Below are 19,115 nucleotides of genomic sequence, written 5' to 3' on the forward strand. Positions count from 1 at the left end.
AGCAAAAGGGAGAACGGCACGCCGTCCTCCCTTTTTTGTCGTCTTCCGAAAACTGGAGGCTACGCGCCGTAGTACTCCTTATACCACTTCACGAACTGCCCGACGCCGTATTCTACGGAAGTCTGCGGGCGGAATCCGGTGTCCGCGATAAGGTCGGACACGTCGGCCCATGTGGCTTCCACGTCGCCGGGCTGCATGGGCATGAGGTTGCGGATGGCTTTCTTGCCGAGGGCGTCTTCGAGCGTGCTGATGAAAGTCCCGAGTTCGACCGTATTGTTATTGCCGATATTGTAGATACGCCACGGCGCGGTGCTGGTCGAAGGGTTGGGCTTGGCGCTGTCCCAAGCCGGATCGGGCTGGGGGATGCGGGCCATGACGCGCATCACGCCTTCGATGATGTCGTCGATGTAGGTAAAGTCGCGGCGCATTTTGCCTTCGTTGAAGACCTTGATGGGGTCCCCGGCGAGGATGGCCTTGGTGAACAGGTAGAGGGCCATATCCGGGCGGCCCCACGGCCCGTAGACGGTGAAGAAGCGCAGCCCCGTAGCCGGAAGGCGGTACAGGTGGCTGTAGGTGTGGGCCATGAGCTCGTTGGCTTTTTTGGAAGCCGCGTACAGGCTGACCGGGTGATCCACGTTGTCATGTACGGAGAAGGGCATGGAGGTGTTCATGCCGTACACGGAACTGGACGAGGCGAACACCAGATGCTCCACCTTCCCGTGGCGGCAGCATTCGAGCAGGTTGCCGAAGCCCACGAGGTTGGACTGGACGTAGCTTTTGGGATTGATGAGGCTGTAACGCACGCCCGCCTGTGCCGCGAGGTTCACGACATGCGAGAACGCGTTGCGGACGAATACGGCTTCCAGCGCGGCGTCGTCGGCGAGGTCCGTATGTTCGAAGGTGAAGCCGGGCAGGGCCTGCAACTGCGCGAGGCGATCTTTTTTGAGCTGCACCGAGTAGTAATCGTTGAGATTGTCGATGCCGACGACCGTATGCCCCTCGGCGATCAGGCGTTTGGAAAGGTGGAATCCGATGAACCCGGCCGCGCCGGTGACGAGAACGTGCATGTGGACCTCTTTGGATGATTGATACGTGGGAAAAGATGCCGGATGCGCTTTCCGCGCGAAGGGAGCGCCTCCGATACTTTGCCCGCAAAAAGACAGTTCCATTGTGATAATACGCTGAATTTTTCAAAAAAGGAGACAGATTCGGAAATGTTGCCCCGTCTCCCCCGAAACGCTTCTATCTTCCTGCAATGATGGACTTCAAGAAGGTGATAAGCTGGGCATAGCGTTGCGGCTTCCCGATGAGGTCGTCGACGTGCGGCGTGACCACATAACGGTGCCCGTGCACGATGCTCGGCGAAAGCGGGCGCAGCTCGGCAAGCCCAAGCTCGGGCGGGACCTGCCCGCACATGAGGATGACGCTTTCGGGTTTGAGCGCGGCGATGCCGCTCAAAAACATCCGGGCGTCGACCGTCTGTTCCGATTCGCCGTCCCCATAGGGGTAACGGTTCAAAGGCCAGAACGCATGGCTCCCCTTGGGGAGCGCCATATCCCCGAGCAACCGGCGCAGGAAGTCGCGGTGCGCGGCGTCGGCGTCGCCGCCCAGATCCCGGCTGAGGGACGGATAGGACCAGACCAGCGAGGGGCGGGGCGGCGTTTTTTTGAGCAGCGTCTGCCAATAGGCGGGCCAGACATCCGGGGCCAGAATGTCCGTGTCCGCGATCCGTACAGGTTTTTGCGGGGCGCTGGAAACGGGCTGCGGCTGTGGGGGAGGGGTATAGGAAGGCGGCTGAGGCTGGCGGCGTTCCCCGCGCTGTGGCGGCGCGCTGTGCTGCCGGACGGGAGGCGCGGCTTCGGACGGCTCGGGTTCCGGGCGCGCCAGAAGACGCTCCCTGACCTCGTCGTCGAGGAGCAGGTGCGTGATCCCGGCCTGACGCCACGGGCGGAAGGCCGGGGAAATATTCAGCGGGACAGGAGCCACGAGAGCAATCTCCACGCAACGTCTGTTTTGGAAAGGTGCGCCCAGCGTTCTTCGCGCCCGGAAGCGTCGGCGACGAAAACCGTGTTGTCCGGCGTACCGAAACCGTCTTGGAGCAGGTTGCCCACGACCATGTCGGCCTTTTTGGAAACAAGCTTGCCGCGCACGGAGTCTTCGATGTTCTGCGATTCGGCGGCAAAGCCTACGACTTTCTGCTCAGGCCGACGGTCGGCGGCGAGCGTTTTCAGGATGTCCGGATTGGGCGCGAAATGGACATCGAACCCGTCCGGAGCGTCGCTTTTCTTGAATTTCTTGTCGCCGCCCTGCGCAGGAGGCACGGGGGAGAAGTCGGCCACGGCGGCGGTAAACACACCCGCATCGCACTGCGGCCACACCGAAGCGGCGGCCTCAAGCATGTGCCGGGCTGAGCCGACGTTGTGCCGGGCGATTCCGGCGGGGAGCCACGGCGTACCCGGACCGCAGACGGCCTCGACCCGCGCGCCGCGCAGCCATGCGGCCACGGCGACCGCCGCGCCCATCGTCCCGGTAGACGGGTTGGTCCAGAAACGCAGCCCGTCCCAGTGCTCGCGGGTGGGGCCAAGTGTGACCATAACCCGTATGCCTTCCATATCCTGCGGGGCCAGCGCGCGCAATCCGGCGAGATAAATCTCGCGCAGGTCGGCAAGGCGCCCTTGTCCCTCTTCACCGCACGCCGTGCGCCCGCAACCGGGCTCGACCACGGCGCACCCCCGTTCACGGAGGGTGGCGATGTTGGCTTGCGTGGCCGGATGGCTCCACATGGCCGGATTCATGGCGGGGGCGATGACGGCCTTGCCCCGGAAGGCAAGGGCCTGGCAAGCCAGCAGCTCGTCCGCCTGGCCCTGCGCCAGCCGCGCGATGGTAGCGGCGGAGGCGGGGGCGATGACGAGGGCTTGCGCCACCTGCCCCGGTTCGAGATGGGCGAAGGGCGAGGGAGCCTGCGGATCATCGAAGGGGGCCGTGTATACCGGGGCCGCGCCGAGTGCGGCGAACGTCAGCGGCGTGACGAATTTCTGGGCGGAGGGGGTCAGGGTCGCGCTGACGGAAACGCCCGCGTCCTGCCACTGGCGCACGAGATCGAGCGCGCGGTATGCGGCGACGGACCCGCACACTCCGAGATGGAGGCGGGGCCCGCCGACGCCGCGAAAGGCGAGATGGGCGTCCATTACTGGCTCAGGCCCTGCTGGTGCACGCCGCCAGCGGCGCCCGTGCCCGTGGAGGTGTCGGGCGTCAGATAGAAGGACGGGGAAGAGCTGCCGCCCGCGTCCATTCCGGCGGCGGCCCCGCCGTTGCCCATGGTCGGCAGGACGCCGTCGGCGAGCCGTGTCATGACCCAGATTTCCATGGCTGCGGTGGTGGTCTGCTCGTAATAGTAGATCACCGCGTACCGCTCGCCCTTTTCGTACAGGTGCATGGTCTTGGAGCCGATGGCCGCGCCGCGCAGGTTCCAGCCCTGACGGTTCATGTTCAAGATCATGGCGTTGGCGAGGGAAGGCTTGTCCACGCGGCCTTCGACGGTGATGAGGCCGGTTTTGGTCCCGTCCTGGGCCACGGAAATAAGGCTGCGCTTGGCGTCGACGGACATGTCGCGGGGAATCGGGACATCGGGGAACTGATCAAAGTAGACTTCGCTGCCGTCTGAGGATTTCGTCTCGAACGGATTGGAAATATTGAGGTCCGCGCACCCGGAAAGGGGAAGCAGGGAACAGATGAGCAGCAGGCAGTAAAGAGCACGCATGGGAAACTCCTTCGTCATGGCGGTGTCCGGGAACCCCCGGCTTTTTGTTCATAGCCAATCTTCGCGTGATGCGCAAATGGGGAGCGGGGGGAGGGGGCGGCTTTGTATCGGAATATCAGATAAATGAAACCTCAGCGCGAAGCACTGTGCCGGAACAGGCTCCTGCCATGCAGCCTCTCCACCAGTCGAAAATCTTTGAAGAGGATGGGGGAGGCTTGGAAGGGTAAACTTTCTAAAGAAAGTTTACCCTTCCAAGCCTCCAAATGGTTACACGGCTCCTACGTCATCCAATACCGGATCAGCGCCACCGTGCCCATGCCGACGGCAAGCGCGCCGAATAAGCTGCCTTTTTTGTACCAGCAGATGAGCAGGGTGGGGAAGGTGGCGATAAGGAACAGGTTATCCCCGGAGATGTTGAGCTTGCCGTCCGCGAGCAGCAGATCGGGCGCGACCAGCGCGGCGAGCACGGAAACGGGCACGAAGGAGAGCCAGCGCGTCAGGAGCGGCGGCAGTTCGCGCCCCGCCAGCAGCGTGACCGGCATCACGCGGGGGATGAGGGTCACGAGAGCCATGCCGAGGATACAGAGCAGGAGATCGATGTTCATGCTTTCCTCCTGAGTGCGTCGATGTTGCGGTCGCGGTGGGTGACGAGCAGGGCCCCGATGGTGGAGGTGATGACGCTGGCGATGATGACGTTCCAGCGGCCCGTGTCGTACATGGCGAGGATGACCGAAAGCAGCGCCGAGAGGACGGCCGCCAGCGTGTACAGCCGTTCCTTGCACTGGGGGACGAGCAGGGCGAGGAACATGGCGGGCAGGGCGTAGTCAAGGCCGAACAGCTTGGGATCGGGCAGGAAGTCGCCGGCCACCGCGCCTATGAACGTACCGAGCACCCAGCCGCTGTGGGAGGTGAAGTTGGCGGCGTACACCAGCGGAAGCCGCGCCTTCTCACCTGTGGCCATGGCCATGCTGTGCATGGCGAAAACCTCGTCCGTGAGCCCCCAGCCGATGATGAATTGCTGGAAGCGGGTGAACGGCGCGAACCACGGGGCCACGGCGGCGGACATGAGCACATGCCGCAGGTTGATCACGAACGTCGTGAAAACGATGGAAAAGACGGACGCGCCCATCCCCCATAGGCCGACGGCGATGAACTGCCCGGCTCCGGCATAGACGAGCAGGGAAAAGAGCACGGCGTACACGGCGGGGATGTTGTTCTGGACGGCAAGCACGCCGTACGCGAAACCGAGCGGCACGTACCCCAAAAAGATGGGGAACCCGCGCTTCATGCCTGTAAGGATGGCGGAGGAGGAAGAGGCTTTCGGCTCGGCCATGACGGTTGATTCAATGGTGTCGGACATGATGCTGCTGCGAAGGTTAATGGGGGCTGAAGGCTGACAGGAACGACGCAGGCCTCTTGCCGCAAGGACGAAAAGGTCACTGTGGAGGGAGACGGAAGATATATCGAAACGCACAGGGCGTCTAGTTGTAAAAAAATCCTTTGAAAAAGCCGGGCTGCGCTTTATCAGCACAAGGCCGGGATACCTCGTGCGCTTGCCTCGCGCCGGGGAATGCGGCAAGACGGAACATATTCTTTTTTCAGGAACGCCACATGCCTCCCATACGTTTCATCCATGCCGCGGATCTCCATCTGGACGCCGCGTTTTCCGGCCTGTCCCGGGACATCCCCGCCGATTTCGCGGAACGCCTGCGCACAGCCACGTTCACCGCGTTTCGCCGCCTCCTCGATCTGTGCGAGCGCGAGAGCCCGGATTTCCTGCTCCTCGCCGGGGACGTGTACAATCAGGAGGACGCCAGCGTCTCCGCCCAGCTCGCCCTGCGCGACGGGTTCCGGCGTCTGGAATCCTTGAGTATTCCCGTTTTTCTCGTGCACGGCAACCATGATCCTCTTGCCTCCCGGCTGCGTTCCGTACGCTGGCCCGGCAACGTGACCGTGTTCGGGGAGCTGCCGGACGCGGTGCCCGTGTTCCGGAAGGGTGAGGGAACGCCTCTCGCCATCATCCACGGCGCGAGCCACGCCTCAGGCCGGGAAACCCGGAACCTCGCCGCGCTCTTCCGGCGCACGGAGGCGTGCGGCCTTCACGTGGGGCTGCTGCACGCCACGCCCGGCGATGCCGATGGAGTGGCCCGGTACGCGCCGTTCTCGCAAGAGGATTTGAAGGCGTCCGGCATGGATTACTGGGCGCTCGGGCACATCCACGACCGCCGCGAGGTCTGCCGGGAACCGCTGGCGGCCTACCCCGGCTGTACGCAGGGGCTGCACATCAACGAGCCCGGCGAAAAGGGGTGCTTGCTGGTGACGGCGGAAGCCCGGCCCGATGGCGGGTATGCGGTGCGCACGTCCTTCCGTCCCCTCGGCCCTGCGGTCTGGAAGACGCTGGATATGGATCTGGGCGGCGCTGCTTCGCTGGATGAACTGGAAAACCGGCTCCGAACCGGACTGGATCGCGCGGCTGCCGAGGTCTGGTCCGGCTGTGAAATGTTGCTTGTACGGCTGCGGCTGCAAGGACGCACGGAACTGGACGGGCTGCTGCGCAAGGGGACAACCTGCGCGGAACTGGCGGATCGGCTGCGTGAGGGCGGCAACGGCGTACCCCGGATCTGGATCAAGGATATCGACGTCGCCACCCGGCCCTGTGTGGAGCGGGGGGCTTTGCTGGAGCGCGAGGATCTGCTCGGGGAGGTGTTCCGCCTGTCCGAAGCGGCACGCACGGCTTCGGGATTGCAAGCTTTGCGGGAAGGCCCGCTGGCTCCTCTGTTCGCGCACGCCCGGGCGGGGAAGGCGCTGGAGCCGCTCACGGATGAGGAGCTGGCCCGGTTGCTGGACGACGCGGAAAGCCTGTGCCTTGATCTCTTGGAGAACGACTGATGCGTATCCGTTCCTTTCATATCGACGCGTTCGGGACGCTCCGGGATGTGACTGCCGAAGGCCTGCCCGAGGCCGGGGCCGTGTTCCTCGGCCATAATGAGGCGGGCAAATCCACGCTGCTGGATTTTTTCCGTTCCACGCTGGTCGGCTATCCCCGCACCCGTGACGCCCGCGAACGCGGGTATCTTGCGGGGCAGTCCGGGTTGCTCGGCGGCAGCCTGACGTTGTTTTCGGATGCGCGCGGCGGTGACATCCGGCTGATCCGCCGTCCCAATGTCGCCAAGGGCGAGCCTCTGCTCACGGACGCGCAAGGCCGCCCGCTGGATCCGGCGCTGTGGGAGCGTCTGCTCGGCGGCGTCACCCGCGAGGTGTATGCCAGCGTGTACGGGTTCAGCCTGTCGGAATTGCAGTCTTTCGCCTCCTTAACATCGGAAGGCGTGCGCAATGCCTTGTACGGTGCGAGTTTCGGCATGGCGGGGCTGAAGTCGCCGGGCGCGGCGCTCAAGAAGCTGACCGGAAGCATGGAGGACTTGTTCCGGGCGCGGGGCTCCAATCCTCGTTTGTCCGCCGCGCTGAAAGAATGGGAGGACGTGCGCCGGGATATGCGCCGTGCCGAAGAGGACGCCGCCCGTTACGACAGCCTCGCCGCCGAACGGGATGCGGCGCAAGGGCGGCTTGCGGCGTTGCGCGAGGAACGCGCCGAGCGGGAGCGGGAACGCCGGGTGCTGGAACGCCGCCTTGGGGTCTGGGAGCGCTGGGAGGAATGGCGCCTCGCCGGGGTGCGCCTTGAGCGGCTGGAGCCCGTGCCCGCGACCTTCCCGCAGGATGGCCCCGCGCGGCTGGAGCGGGCGTTGGAACGCCGTTCGGATGCGGAGAGGGCGCTGGAGCAGGCCCGGCAGCGGTTGGAACAGGCCCGAGAAGACTTGGGTTCCCGTGTGGCGGATCGGGCTCTGCTGGATTGCGGCGAGCGGCTGCGCGAATTGGCCGGTCGGGCGGCTAGCTGCCGCAACGCGCTGGCGGCGATTCCCGGGCTGTGCGCCGATCGGGAGCGGACGCTTGCCGCCTTGCAGCGCGAACTGGCCGGGCTCGGGCCGGATTGGACGGCTGAGCGCGTCCAGAGGATCGGGCGGCCTTTGTCGTTGCGTGAGGCATTGGAACGTCAGGCCGAGCAGCGGCGCAGCGCCGTTTCGGATATGGAAAACGCGCAGGCCGCCGTACGCCGCATTGCGGAGGATACAAAGGCGCTTGAGTCTGAGCTTGAGGAGCAGATGAGGCAGGCGGCAGACGTCCCCGAGCCACCGATGGCTTTGTCCGAGGCGGAGCGGGAACGTCTGCGTGAGGCCATGGCGCGGGCTGAGGAGGCGCGGCGTCGGTTGCCCGAGGCGCAAACCTCGTCCGCCGAGGCGGAGCGGGAACTGGATCAGGCTTTGAGCCGATTGGCTTTGGAGCCGGGGACGAGCGGCCGGGCGCTCGAAGCGCTGTCCGCAGGGCAGGACGCGATTGCCGCGCTGGCTTCGGAGATTCTCCATAAGGAAGCAGAACGGAAAGACCGCGAGCGCCGGGTTGCGGCGGCTGGTTCCGATGCGGAACGTGCGGGGGAAACGCTGGCGCGTTTGCGTGAGCGTCGGGCGGCATGTCCCGCCCGTTCCGCCGTGGACGCACAGTGGGCGGCATTGCGGCGTTTACGTTCCGCCTTGTCCCGGCTGGCTGTGGAACATGTGCGCTTTACGGATGCCGAATCCCGCTGCGCCGAGCATGGGGCCGCTTCCGGGACGGAATCCAGCCCGGCTCTTGTCGTGCTCGGTTCCGTACTGGCGGTGCTCGGGGTTGCCGGGGCCGTCCTTCGCGGCGTGTTGGAAGTAGCTTTCCTGCGGCTCGGGTCGGTCGCCTTGCCTCTTGAAGGCTGGCTGCTCGGCGCGTTCCTTCTGGTCGGCGGGGCGTTCGTATGGGCCGGTTTTCCACGCCGGAAAGAACGCCGCCCGGAATTTGCCGCCACGGCGGAACGGCTCCAGCAGCGGCGGACTGCCTGTTTGCAGCGGGTGCAGGCCGTGCAGCGGGAGATCGGGGAATTGTGCCGGACGGTCGGCCTTTCCGATGCGGAAGAGGCAACCGTGGACGCTTTCGAGCGCGCGGTGGAGCTGGCGCGGGAACGGTGCGCCGCCGGGGAACGTCTGGCGGAGGAGATACAGCGCCAAGAGGCGTTTTGCGCCGAAGCCGAACGCCATGCGCAAACGGAGCGGGCCGCTTTGGAGCAGGCATCGGCGGACGAGCGGGCGGCAATGGCCCGGTGGCTGGCATGGTTCCAGACGCATGGCGTAGATGCGCCTTTGCCCGGCGAGGCGGCGGTTTTCTGCGCCCGCGTGGACAGCGCCCGGATGCGGCTTGCCTCGGCTCTAGCCAAGCGCCGGGAATTGGCGGCGCTGGAGGCGGATCGCGCCGCCTTGCCGGAGTGCGTGCGCTCTTTGCTTTCCGAGGCCTTTTACTCCGGGGATGATGATATACGGGCCGCCGAGGCGGCGCGGAACGCGCTGGAACTGTGTCGTGAGGCCGATCGGCTGCGCGACGAGCGGCGACGCTTGGAAGAGTCGGTTCAGGCCATGACCCTCCAGCTGACGCGCTTGGAACAGTCCCGTCTGGGAGCGGAAGACGCTCTTGAGGCGGCTCGTGCCCGGCAGGTTGCAGCGGATGCGGCATGGGAAGGTTTTCTGGGTGGGCTTGGTCTGGCAGCCGGATTGTCTCCGGCGACGGCCCGGGAAGCGCTGGAGCGGATGGATCGCGTACAGGCGCTGGAAGCGGAGCGCCTGCGGCTTGACGAGGAGCTGGAACGGCAGGAGCGCGAACGCGATGCCCTCCGTATGCCGCTTCGGGGGATCCTGCGGCAGCTTGGCCGTCTGCCGGATGCCAGCGCGAACAACGCAGCGGAAGAGCCGGATTGGCCCGGATGCCTGGAAGCGCTGTTGCGCGAATGGGAGTCCGCCCGTGCCGAAAACGCCGAGGTTGTGCGTCTCCGCGCCCGATCCGAAGAACAGGCCGTGGAAGTCCGGGAGGCTGAGGCCGTCCATCATGACGCCGTGCGGGAAGTGGAACGTCTCCTCAATATGGCGCAGGTGCCCGATGCCGAGGCGTTTTATCGGAGGCACGGGGCAAAGCTGGAACGGGAAGCGCTCGAGCGCCGCCGCGAAGATCTGGAGGATGCCCTGCGTCTGGCGGCTCGGGATCTGTATGGGGCGGATGCCGATATTCCGGCGTTTTTCGCCTCGTTCGGCGAGGCGGACAAAGAGGTCTTGGAAGCGGAGCTCGCAGGCCTCGCGGGCCGCCTGTCCATGCTTGCGGACGAAGAGGAGCGGCTTGCCGATTCCCTGCGTACGCAGGAAGTCCGTCTGGAGCAGGCCGAGGGCTCGGAAACGCTTTCCCGTCTGCGCCTTCGGGCTGCGTCGCTTTCCGGGACCATACGGGGCTTGGGTTTGGAATGGAGCCGGTACGCGCTGGCCCGGCATCTGCTGCTTGAAGCGCGCGGGCGGTTCGAAAAAGAACGACAGCCCGGCGTCATCCGTGCGGCCTCCGCGTTGTTTTCCGCCATTACGGGCGGCGCGTGGGTCGGCATTGCTGCCTCGCTGGAAGACAGTTCTTTGCGCGTCCTCCCTCCGCACGGCGAACCGGTCAGCCCCGAAGTGTTGAGCCGGGGCACGCAGGAACAGCTCTATCTGGCCCTACGGCTCGCGCATATCCGCAACCACGCGGCGCAGGCCGCCGCATTGCCGGTCATCATGGACGACGTGTTGGTCAACTTTGATCCCGATCGCGCCCTGCGTACGGCTCAAACCTTCGGCGATCTGGCTTCTTCGCAAGAAGGTTCGCCGGGGCATCAGCTTTTGTACTTCACTTGCCACCCGCATATGGCGGACATGCTCCGCAAGGCCGTCCCCGGCGTCGGGCTGTATGTCATGGAGAGGGGAACGATCCGGGAAGAGGAATGACGGGCAATGGGAGATTCGAAGTGGCGGTGGTTTTACGAGATCTGTCGGGCATTTTTTCTTTTTGTGGGCTGTTCCTTGAATCCCTTCGGCTCGTGGAGGAGATTGCCGGCGGGCATTCCGTACCTGGACAATGTCCGGTTGGTAGGCAGAGATTGTGAGGCCCTGTGGTGGAAGCGGGGAACGATGGGTTCGAAGCGCAGCGTATGGTGCGGAGCCGCATTTAAAGAATGGCAAGAGGCACTGTGCTCCATCCGCAGTGATACGATCCTCCGGGAAACGGCCATCAGAAAAAAAGCCCCTGCCGGAACAGGGGCCTTTTCTATCACGGAACAAGGCTACGGACGGCTCAGGTCAAACAACAGCGGCCGGTCGGCCTCAAGAAAGGGCAGTGTTAGGGCCTCTTCGGGCGTCACCCAGCGGAAAGCCTGTCCGTCGTTGGCGACAGGCTCCCCGGAAAATTCGGTGATATGGAAGAAATGGAGCCGCACCGAGCGGAAATCGTAATCGTGCTCAACCGTGCGCCAGAGCCTCGGGTTGCGGACGGATAAGGACAATTCCTCAGCGAGTTCGCGGGCGAGGGCCGCTTCCAGAGATTCTCCGGGTTCGACCTTTCCGCCGGGAAATTCCCAAAAACCGGCCTGCGGATGGCCTTCCGGACGTTGCGCCGCGAGAAACGAGCCGCCGCGCCACAAGATACCGCCCACTACTTCAATCCGTGCCTTCTCTTCCATCTTTCCCCCTCAAAAAACAAAACAGGCGATTCGCCGCCTGCCGTCCTTTTTGCCCATAGGCTTTTCTGCCAAAGCTCGCCGTCGGCTGAAAGCGAGCACGCTTATGCCGATGGACTTTATCTTTTCCCCTGCATCCAACGGGATTTCCGTCGTGCGGCCTTCCCGCCGGTCAAAAATCTCGGGAGGGAGAAGGGGCGCAAACCACGCTGGCAAGTTTGGGGAAGAGAGGGGCCGTTCTCCAGAAACGCTCTCTCCCTTCCCCAATCCATTCTAGTTCTTCGTGAGATATTCGGCGATCATCGCGTCGTAGCGCGAGGTCTTGGCAAACGTACGGGCGGCCATGCGCTGCCGGAAAGGCAGGGAAACGCTCATATCGTTGGCCTTGAGTTCCGCCGTGGCTTCCGCGTAGGTATCGGGATCGGACAGTACGAGGATGCTGTGGAAGTTCTTGGACGCCGCGCGGAGCATACAGGGCCCTCCGATATCGATTTCCTCAATGGCTTCGCGGGGCTTCAACCCCTTGGCCAGAGCGCTCTCGAAATCGTAAAGGTTCACGCAGATGAGATCAAATGCCTTGATTCCCTTTTCTTTCAGAACGGCGAGGTGCTCGGGGTTGTCCTTGTCGGCGAGGATGCCGCCGTGGATGTGGGGATGCAGCGTCTTCACCCGGCCGCCGAGGATTTCGGGGAAGCCGGTCACGTCGCTGACCGCGGTGACGGGCAGGCCCGCGTTTTCAAGGAATTTCAGCGTGCCGCCGGTGGAGACGAGCTCCACGCCGTTGGCGTGCAAAAAGGTTGCGAATTCCGCCAGTCCGTCCTTATGGGTGACGCTGAGCAGAGCCCGCCTGATGGGAAGGAAATCCATTCGATTCGCTCCTGATCCGGGTTAGGCGAGAAAGGGGAGAGGCCGGGAAGGCGTCTCCTCTTAGTGGTGCATGTGATCGCCTTTTTTGATACGATAAAAAGCCGTCGCCACAATGACGCAGAAATACACGAAAATAAGCGATACGCCCACAAATCCCTGCGGCGTGGAGTGCATGGCGTTGCTGACCAGCTCGTTGAACATGGCGGACTCCTTGGCTCTTCCGGCCCCGAACGCCGAAGGGATTTTTCCGGCGGACGTGGTCGAGACGTTAAAGTATTACATTGCCCGGCTTGCGATAAAAGTCAAGCGGGAGCTTCGGAGGAAGCATGGCCAAACCATTTGTAAATCCCTTTGTTTCCGGCCAGTTCCTCGAACTGCGCGTGGATGCGCTGGTGTCCGACGGGCGCGGCCTCGGGCGTCATGACGGCGTGGTCGTACTTGTCGAGGATGCCTTGCCGGGGCAGCTCGTGCGTGCGCGGGTCGCCGCCGTGCGGAAGAGCCTTGCGGAAGCCGCACTTGTTGAAGTGCTCGAGCGTTCTCCGGACGAGCAGGAGCCGCCGTGCCCCCATGCCGGACGGTGCGGTGGATGTTCGTGGCAATCGCTGGCCTATGGCCGCCAGCTCGCATGGAAAGAGCGCATCGTGCACGACGCGCTGGAGCGGGTGGGCAAGGTGGCGTGTCCGCCCATGCTGCCTATCCTGCCCTCCCCCTCCGAGTGGGGATACCGCAACAAGATGGAATTCGCCTTTGGGGTGTCCGGAGACGGCGGCAAGGCGCTCGGGCTGCGGGAACGCGGTTCGCGCAACATCGTCGAGGTGACGGGATGCCTGTTGCAGACGCCGTTGACCATGCGGGTTCTTGAAGCTGTGCGGATGTTGTCCAATGGGGCGTTTCACGATCTGGACGGGCGGTTCCTCGTCGTCAGGGAGCCCAATGCGGGCGGTTGCTTTGTGGAATTGATTGTGGGGGCCGGTGGGAGCCTTGAGGCAGGGGAGCGGTTCGCGGAGGCGCTGCGGGCTGAAATTCCCGAAGTGACGGGTTTCGCGCTGTCGGAACGTCTGGCTCCCAGCGATGTGGCCTACGGCGAGCGGGCTCTGTACGCGGACGGTCGGCTTGAGGAGCGGATCGGAGATGTCCGGTTGCAGATGGGGCACAACGCCTTTTTTCAGGTGAATACGCCCGCCGCCGAGTTGCTGTATGCGGAGGCCGCCCGGTTTGCCGCGCTTGGGGAACTGCCGGATCCTGTCCTGTGGGACGTGTATGGCGGCGTGGGTTCCATCGGGCTGTACATGGGGCGCAATGCGCGGGTCGTAGGCATTGAGGAAATGCCCGGCGCGGTGCGTTATGCCCGCGGCAATGCGAAGGCGTTGGGCAGGAAGGCGTACAAGGTGGAGCAGGGCGACGCCAAGTCCGTGCTCGGGCGTCTGGTGAAGCTCGGCCCCAAGCCGGATGTGGTGGTGGTCGATCCGCCGCGTGCCGGGATTGATGCCAAGGTCGCGCAGCAGCTTGCCGAGGCGGCCCCGCTGCGGCTTATATACGTTTCGTGCAACCCCGCGACGCTGGCCCGCGACGTGGCCCGTCTGGCTCCGGCTTTCCGCCTGAAAGCCGCCAGGCCTGTGGACTTGTTCCCCCAGACGCCGCATGTGGAGACGGTGGCCCTGCTGGAACGCGTATGATTTCAGACTGCGAGGCGAACGATGAAAGTCATCGGCATCAACGGAAGCGCCCGCAAGGATGGGAATACTTCTCTTCTCATCAAGGCGGTTTTTGCGGAGCTGGAGGCGGAAGGCATTGAAACGGATCTCGTGCAGTTGCATGGCAAGGCTCTTGAGCCCTGCAAGGCCTGCTTCGGGTGCGGGGGGAAGCGTCAATGCGTTGTAAAAACAGATTATTTCAATGAATGTTTCGCCAAAATGGTGGAGGCGGACGGCATGGTGCTCGGCTCCCCTGTTTATTCCGCCGATGTTACGGCAGGGATGAAGGCTTTCCTTGAGCGCGCGGGCGTCGTCGTGGCGACGAATCCGGGTATGCTCCGGCACAAGGTTGGGGCCTCCGTAGCGGCGGTGCGGCGCGGGGGCGGCCTGGCCGCCGTGGACACGATGAACCATTTCCTTCTGAATAAAGAGGTCATCGTGGTCGGTTCGACCTATTGGAATATGGCCTACGGGAGGGATGCCGGAGATGTCCTGAACGATGCGGAAGGGATGGCCAATATGCGCAATCTTGGGCAGAACATGGCGTTTGTGCTGAAAAAAATCAGATAGGCGCGGTGACGGGGAAGGAGCCGAGGGAGGGTGTCCTCCTCCGTGTTTTTCCTCCGTTTCCATCCTCTTTTCAGCATGGCGGGCGCAATCGCGGTTTCAGCTCTCGGCATTTTCTGCGTAATCATTGCCGCGGCATGGGAATGGCGTACGGGGAGCGTTCGGAAGGGAAAAACGGGTTGACGCACGATGTCCGATTCCCTATAGACTCATTCCTTTCCGTCACGGCATTGTGCCGGGCGCGGGAGCGAAAGGAGAAAGGGAACCATGCTTGCGTATCTTCAGGGCCTGTCGCTTGGGCTGGCATATGTCGCGCCCATCGGCGTGCAGAATCTTTTCGTCATCAATGCCGGCCTGTCCCAGCCGCGGGCGGCGGCCTACCGGACGGCGCTCATCGTCATTTTTTTTGATGTGACCCTTGCGCTTGCCGGTTTTTTCGGCATCGGCGCGCTGATCGAACATTCCGAGCTTATCCGAAAGGGCGTTTTGCTGGCTGGCAGCCTTGTAGTGATGTATATGGGGCTCCGGCTCATGCTGTCCCGCGAGGCCGCCGGTCCGGCGATCAACGTGAACATCCCGCTCATGAAGACCATCGGCATGGCCTGTGTCGTGACGTGGTTCAATCCGCAGGCGATCATCGACGTGTCGCTGCTGCTCGGGTCCTTCCGGGCGGCCTTGCCGCCCGAGGAGTCCGGCCTGTTCCTCTGGGGCGTGGTCTGCGCGTCCTGCCTCTGGTTCCTGTCCCTGACCACCATTTCCTCACTCTTCAAGAACCGGTTCACGCCGCGCCTGTTGCGCATCATCAACCTTGTCTGCGGCCTGGTCATCTTTTTCTATGGCGTGAAGCTCGGCTGGTCGTTCGTGGAGTTATGGCAGAGTACATTTTGAGTGTATTGGGGAAGGGAGAACCACGTTACTGCCTTCAACCCCAACGGCCTTGCGAGAATACTCTTTCTTGTGATGGCGGCCGCATTCTTGAGTGAAAAAACAAAGCCCTTTCCCGCACACCGGAAAAGGGCTTTGTTTTATGGGGAACGTAGCCGTTCCAAAACGGAAAAGCCTTTGTAAAGGGAAGGAAACGTTTTCCCCCCTTTACAGAATAGGGCTATTCTTCCTCGCTGTTCGGTACCTCGGCTTCGAGGGATTCGGCGCGCCGGATGATCTCTTCAAGCTGGATGTCGGCGCCGAGGACGCCGATGATCTCGTCGTTGGCGTCGGTGATCACCGTGGAGACGGTGATGATGAGCTGGCCCGTGACCTGAGACTGATGGACGTTCGTGATGTGCAGCTTTCCGGTGTGCATGGGCTGGAGGAACCACTCGCGGTTCGAGTAGTCGAACCCGATCGGGAAGGCCTTGTAGCCCTTCTGATCGCCGGGATCGCTGATGGCGATGGCGGTGGAGTGCCCCTTCACGTCGGTGACGTAGGCATACTGGATGAACGAGTAGTCGCGCACGAAGTGCTGGAGCTGCGCGGTGAGCGCTTCCGAATCGGCGGTCGACTGGCAGTCGCGGGCCAGACGCTCCACGAGGTTGGAGGCCAGTTCCCCGGCGATGCGCTTCATCTGGTCGAACTCGCTGTCGAAGAGTTCCGGCATGAAACGGCGGACGAGGTTCTTGATTTCCTTGTTGGAGAAGGAGGTGTTGCGCCCTTCCTCGTAGGCGGCCATGATCCTGGTGTGGATCTGGCCCACGGCGGGGTGCTTCTTGGAGACTTGGCGTTCCGGCGGCAGGTTGAACTGCTGGTTGATCCAGTAGGCCACGCCCGCGCGGCCCGCCTTGTCGTTGATGATGATCGGCACGGAGCGGTTGAGGATCTTGGTGGTGTCGAAGATGTTGTAGATCTCTTCGTTCTTGGCCAGCCCGTCGACGTGGATGCCCGCGCTGGTGGCGTTGAAGTCCTTGCCCGCGAAGGGGTAGTTGTCCGGGATGCGGTAGTCGAGTTCCTTCTCGAAATACTGGGCGATTTCCGTGATGACGGTGGGATCGGCGGCCTCGTCGTTGCCGGTGAGGGAAATGTAGTCGATGACCAGCGCTTCGAGGGGCGCGTTGCCGGTGCGTTCGCCAAAGCCCATGAGCGTGCCGTTGACGCCGCCGCAGCCGTACAGCCATGCGGTCACGCCGTTGACGAGCACCTTATGGAAGTCGTTGTGCCCGTGCCATTCGAGCCATGCGCCGGGGACGCCCGCTTCGTCGGTGAAGGCGCGGACGATACGCTGCACGGAGCGGGGAAGCGCCGCGCCGGGGAAGGGCACGCCGTAGCCCATGGTGTCGCAGAGGCGGATCTTGATGGGCATGGACGCTTCGTGGGAGAGCTCCATGAGCTTGCGCGCGAAGGGCAGGCAGAAGCCGTAGATGTCGGCGCGGGTCACGTCTTCGAAGTGGCAGCGGGGCACGATGCCCCATTCGAGGGCCTTGGTAACGACCTTGAGGTAGTCGTTCATGGCCTGCTCGCGGGTTTTGCCGAGCTTCAGGAAGATGTGGTAGTCGGACATGCTGGTGAGCAGGCCCACTTCATCGAATTCCATATCATGGGCGATCTTGAGGTCGTCCATGTTGGCGCGGATCCAGCCGGTGACGCGGGGGAAGCGGTAGCCTCTGGAGCGGCAGACTTCAATAGCCTTGCGATCCTTGGGGGAATACATGAAAAATTCGGAGGCCTGGATGAGTCCGCTCTTGCCGCCGAGCTTGTGGAGCAGGTCGTAGATGCGGGCGATCTGCTTGACGGTATAAGGGGGTCGGGCCTGCTGGCCGTCACGGAAGGTTGTGTCGGTGATGAACATGGGATCGGCCGGGCGGGGGACGAGGAATGTATCGTCGAATTCGATGCGGCTGACATGCGTATATGGGAAAACGTCGCGGTACAGTTCGGGTTCGACGCGGTTGTCCAGCGTCAGGGGGCGGGAAGCATGTTTTTGATACAGTAAGCTCATTGTGCGGTTCCTCCTGAGGTAAGGTAATCTCCGTATGAGATACGGAAGCGCTTTAGTACGTGTGGACAACAAGACGAAAAAGGTCTTTGGGGATCTTTTCCTCAAGCTAACGACTATAGCGCATTTTCATGTGAACCGAAAGGAAATTTTCTTGCGTAAAAACGGTCCGGAATATGGAAGAAAGAGTACAATTCCGCCCTGATGCCGGAACCGATCCGCAGAGTATCCCCTTCGGGGAAGCCAACCCCTTGCGGACCGGGCCCGCGAGGGATAATTTATCTGAAAAGACGATGTTTCAGGGGGTTACGATGGACGCCATAAGCATTATCGCAGAGCAGCGCATTCGGGAAGCCTGCGAGCGGGGAGCCTTTGATTCCCTTCCCGGAGCGGGCAAGCCGCTGGAGTTGGAAGACGACTCGCACATCCCCGAAGACCTTCGCATGGCCTACAAACTGCTGAAGAACGCGGGCTACGTCCCTGAAGAGGTTCTTGACCGGAAAGAGGCCCAATCCATTGTCGACGCATTGGAAAAGTGCGGGGACGAACAGGAAAAGGTCCGGCAGATGAAAAAGCTCGAAGTGGTCATTGCCCGCATCAAGGCCCGCCATCCCAACGCGCCCCTTCTCGGCGACGGCAGCCCGTACTATGAGCGGGTGGTCAGCCGGATTACCGTGAACAAGAAGGACTGAACCGCTTTTTTTCGGGTAGCGGCGCGGTATACAACCGTTTCCAGTACCCCGTTTTGCCGCGGCGTCAGGGAAATAAAAAATGCCGGATGGCCTTGCCGCGTTGAGGCTATACGGCGGGTGCGCCTCCGCCTGTCGGAAACAGTACCTTGCCCCAATCCTTACTCGGAAAGGGAGGGAGCCCTTGCCCTCCGCCTGAGGGCGCATCTCCCAACCTTTCGGGAGACGGGGGCAGCCGATGGAGGCGCCGCTTTCGTCGTCCGGCCTTCTCTTCCCTACCGCTGCGCGGATAGATGTTCTTCCGTCCGCATTTCCCACCCCTCGCCCGGGTGTTCCTCGCTCACATGGAGAAGCGAATTGGCGAGCATCTCGTACAGCCAGTTGGCGTACGTCTCGCCGGACCACCCGCGCTCCTGCACCAGCATACGGTAGAGGTCGCGGCTGGTGAGGCACCAGAAGACATCCAGCGCCATCCCCATATCAATGCCTTCCTTGAGCCGCCGCCCGCGGAGCAGGAACCGCACATGGTTTTCCTGCCTGTCCCTGTTGACGCATCGGAGATCATTCTGGACGCGGGCCAATTGTGGATCGAGCATCCCCGCGCCACGCAACAGGTCGAAGACGGGGCTTTGGGATTCGTGCACCTGCAGGACAAGCTGCGCCGTGAGCTTCAGCGCTTCGTGGATGTTCGCCGTTTCAAGTGAGCGATCGTGCAGCTCAAACACCCGCTCCGTGAAGACGGCCCGGTCCAGCAATTCGGCTACGATGCCGTTTTTGGAGCGGAAGACGGCATAGACGGTCTGCTTGGCGACCCCCGCTTCTTGAGCGATGGCTTCCACCGTTGTTTTGGCGTACCCGCGCTCAAGGAAAAGGCGCTGCGTGGCGTCGAGGATGTTGGTGCGGGTCTGGTTTGCCTGGCGCTCCCGGATGGGCGAGGAATACTTGCGGGCCGTGTGTTTTTCCATCTTGACAGTCATCCTTTCGGGAAGTATAGCACTTGAACGGATAGAGTTTA

Annotated in this window: 17 protein-coding genes; 6 read left to right on the forward strand and 11 right to left on the reverse strand. The window is 62.9% G+C overall.

What is annotated here, in order from left to right; genetic code table 11:
- Window positions 1-59: 59 nt before the first annotated feature.
- From T370_RS0122185 to T370_RS0122210, 6 genes are all read right to left on the reverse strand, one after another.
- Complete coding sequence (locus tag T370_RS0122185; RefSeq protein WP_029437047.1) at window positions 60-1,067, reverse strand: NAD-dependent epimerase; 1,008 nt, start codon at window positions 1,065-1,067, stop codon at window positions 60-62.
- 175 nt (window positions 1,068-1,242) lie between these two features.
- Window positions 1,243-1,986 (reverse strand): hypothetical protein, encoded by a 744-nt coding sequence (locus T370_RS0122190; RefSeq protein ID WP_029437048.1) that lies wholly within the window; start codon window positions 1,984-1,986, stop codon window positions 1,243-1,245.
- Window positions 1,968-3,188, reverse strand: a complete 1,221-nt coding sequence (gene coaBC, locus T370_RS0122195) for a bifunctional phosphopantothenoylcysteine decarboxylase/phosphopantothenate--cysteine ligase CoaBC (protein WP_029437049.1) — start codon at window positions 3,186-3,188, stop codon at window positions 1,968-1,970. Before coaBC ends, T370_RS0122190 begins: the two co-directional genes overlap by 19 nt.
- On the reverse strand, window positions 3,188-3,760 hold the full coding sequence (locus T370_RS0122200) for a hypothetical protein (RefSeq protein WP_029437050.1): 573 nt from the start codon (window positions 3,758-3,760) through the stop codon (window positions 3,188-3,190). The genes coaBC and T370_RS0122200 overlap by 1 nt, the downstream gene beginning before the upstream one ends.
- 278 nt (window positions 3,761-4,038) lie before the next feature.
- Window positions 4,039-4,365: an AzlD domain-containing protein gene (locus T370_RS0122205; protein WP_005025204.1), complete on the reverse strand. Its 327-nt coding sequence runs from the start codon at window positions 4,363-4,365 to the stop codon at window positions 4,039-4,041.
- On the reverse strand, window positions 4,362-5,120 hold the full coding sequence (locus tag T370_RS0122210; RefSeq protein WP_029437051.1) for an AzlC family ABC transporter permease: 759 nt from the start codon (window positions 5,118-5,120) through the stop codon (window positions 4,362-4,364). Before T370_RS0122210 ends, T370_RS0122205 begins: the two co-directional genes overlap by 4 nt.
- A gap of 251 nt (window positions 5,121-5,371) precedes the next feature.
- Here T370_RS0122210 and T370_RS0122215 point away from each other — a divergent pair, with 251 nt between their 5' ends.
- Together T370_RS0122215 and T370_RS26160 are read left to right on the forward strand one after the other, a co-directional pair.
- Window positions 5,372-6,649 (forward strand): metallophosphoesterase family protein, encoded by a 1,278-nt coding sequence (locus tag T370_RS0122215; RefSeq protein WP_029437052.1) that lies wholly within the window; start codon window positions 5,372-5,374, stop codon window positions 6,647-6,649.
- Window positions 6,649-10,626 (forward strand): AAA family ATPase, encoded by a 3,978-nt coding sequence (locus T370_RS26160; RefSeq protein WP_029437053.1) that lies wholly within the window; start codon window positions 6,649-6,651, stop codon window positions 10,624-10,626. Before T370_RS0122215 ends, T370_RS26160 begins: the two co-directional genes overlap by 1 nt.
- A 335-nt stretch (window positions 10,627-10,961) precedes the next feature.
- Here T370_RS26160 and T370_RS0122225 read toward each other — a convergent pair whose 3' ends face one another.
- The 3 genes from T370_RS0122225 to T370_RS25585 form a co-directional block, all read right to left on the reverse strand.
- Window positions 10,962-11,357: a (deoxy)nucleoside triphosphate pyrophosphohydrolase gene (locus T370_RS0122225; RefSeq protein WP_005025212.1), complete on the reverse strand. Its 396-nt coding sequence runs from the start codon at window positions 11,355-11,357 to the stop codon at window positions 10,962-10,964.
- 270 nt (window positions 11,358-11,627) lie between these two features.
- A complete protein-coding gene (locus T370_RS0122230) occupies window positions 11,628-12,221 on the reverse strand; it encodes an IMP cyclohydrolase (protein ID WP_005025214.1) in 594 nt (197 codons plus the stop codon).
- 60 nt (window positions 12,222-12,281) lie between these two features.
- A complete protein-coding gene (locus T370_RS25585) occupies window positions 12,282-12,422 on the reverse strand; it encodes a hypothetical protein (protein ID WP_005025216.1) in 141 nt (46 codons plus the stop codon).
- Window positions 12,423-12,547: 125 nt separating this feature from the next.
- On the opposite strand from T370_RS25585, the gene rlmD reads away from it, so the two are divergent.
- From rlmD to T370_RS0122255, 3 genes are all read left to right on the forward strand, one after another.
- Complete coding sequence (gene rlmD / locus T370_RS0122240) at window positions 12,548-13,897, forward strand: 23S rRNA (uracil(1939)-C(5))-methyltransferase RlmD (protein WP_029437054.1); 1,350 nt, start codon at window positions 12,548-12,550, stop codon at window positions 13,895-13,897.
- Window positions 13,898-13,918: 21 nt separating this feature from the next.
- The gene (locus T370_RS0122245; protein WP_029437055.1) at window positions 13,919-14,485 is read left to right on the forward strand and encodes a flavodoxin family protein; all 567 of its coding nucleotides are present in this window, start codon (window positions 13,919-13,921) and stop codon (window positions 14,483-14,485) included.
- A 264-nt stretch (window positions 14,486-14,749) separates the two neighbouring features.
- On the forward strand, window positions 14,750-15,370 hold the full coding sequence (locus T370_RS0122255; RefSeq protein ID WP_029437056.1) for a LysE/ArgO family amino acid transporter: 621 nt from the start codon (window positions 14,750-14,752) through the stop codon (window positions 15,368-15,370).
- A 217-nt stretch (window positions 15,371-15,587) separates the two neighbouring features.
- On the opposite strand, the gene T370_RS0122260 is transcribed toward T370_RS0122255, so the two are convergent.
- A complete protein-coding gene (locus T370_RS0122260; RefSeq protein ID WP_029437057.1) occupies window positions 15,588-17,414 on the reverse strand; it encodes a triose-phosphate isomerase in 1,827 nt (608 codons plus the stop codon).
- A gap of 173 nt (window positions 17,415-17,587) precedes the next feature.
- Here T370_RS0122260 and T370_RS0122265 point away from each other — a divergent pair, with 173 nt between their 5' ends.
- A complete protein-coding gene (locus T370_RS0122265) occupies window positions 17,588-18,103 on the forward strand; it encodes a DnaJ family domain-containing protein (protein WP_412124807.1) in 516 nt (171 codons plus the stop codon).
- 272 nt (window positions 18,104-18,375) lie between these two features.
- Here the strand turns inward: T370_RS0122265 and T370_RS0122270 are convergent, their stop codons facing one another.
- On the reverse strand, window positions 18,376-19,065 hold the full coding sequence (locus tag T370_RS0122270; RefSeq protein WP_029437059.1) for a TetR/AcrR family transcriptional regulator: 690 nt from the start codon (window positions 19,063-19,065) through the stop codon (window positions 18,376-18,378).
- Between the last annotated feature and the right edge of the window lie 50 nt (window positions 19,066-19,115).

Source organism: Bilophila wadsworthia ATCC 49260 (assembly GCF_000701705.1).
GTDB lineage: Bacteria > Desulfobacterota > Desulfovibrionia > Desulfovibrionales > Desulfovibrionaceae > Bilophila > Bilophila wadsworthia.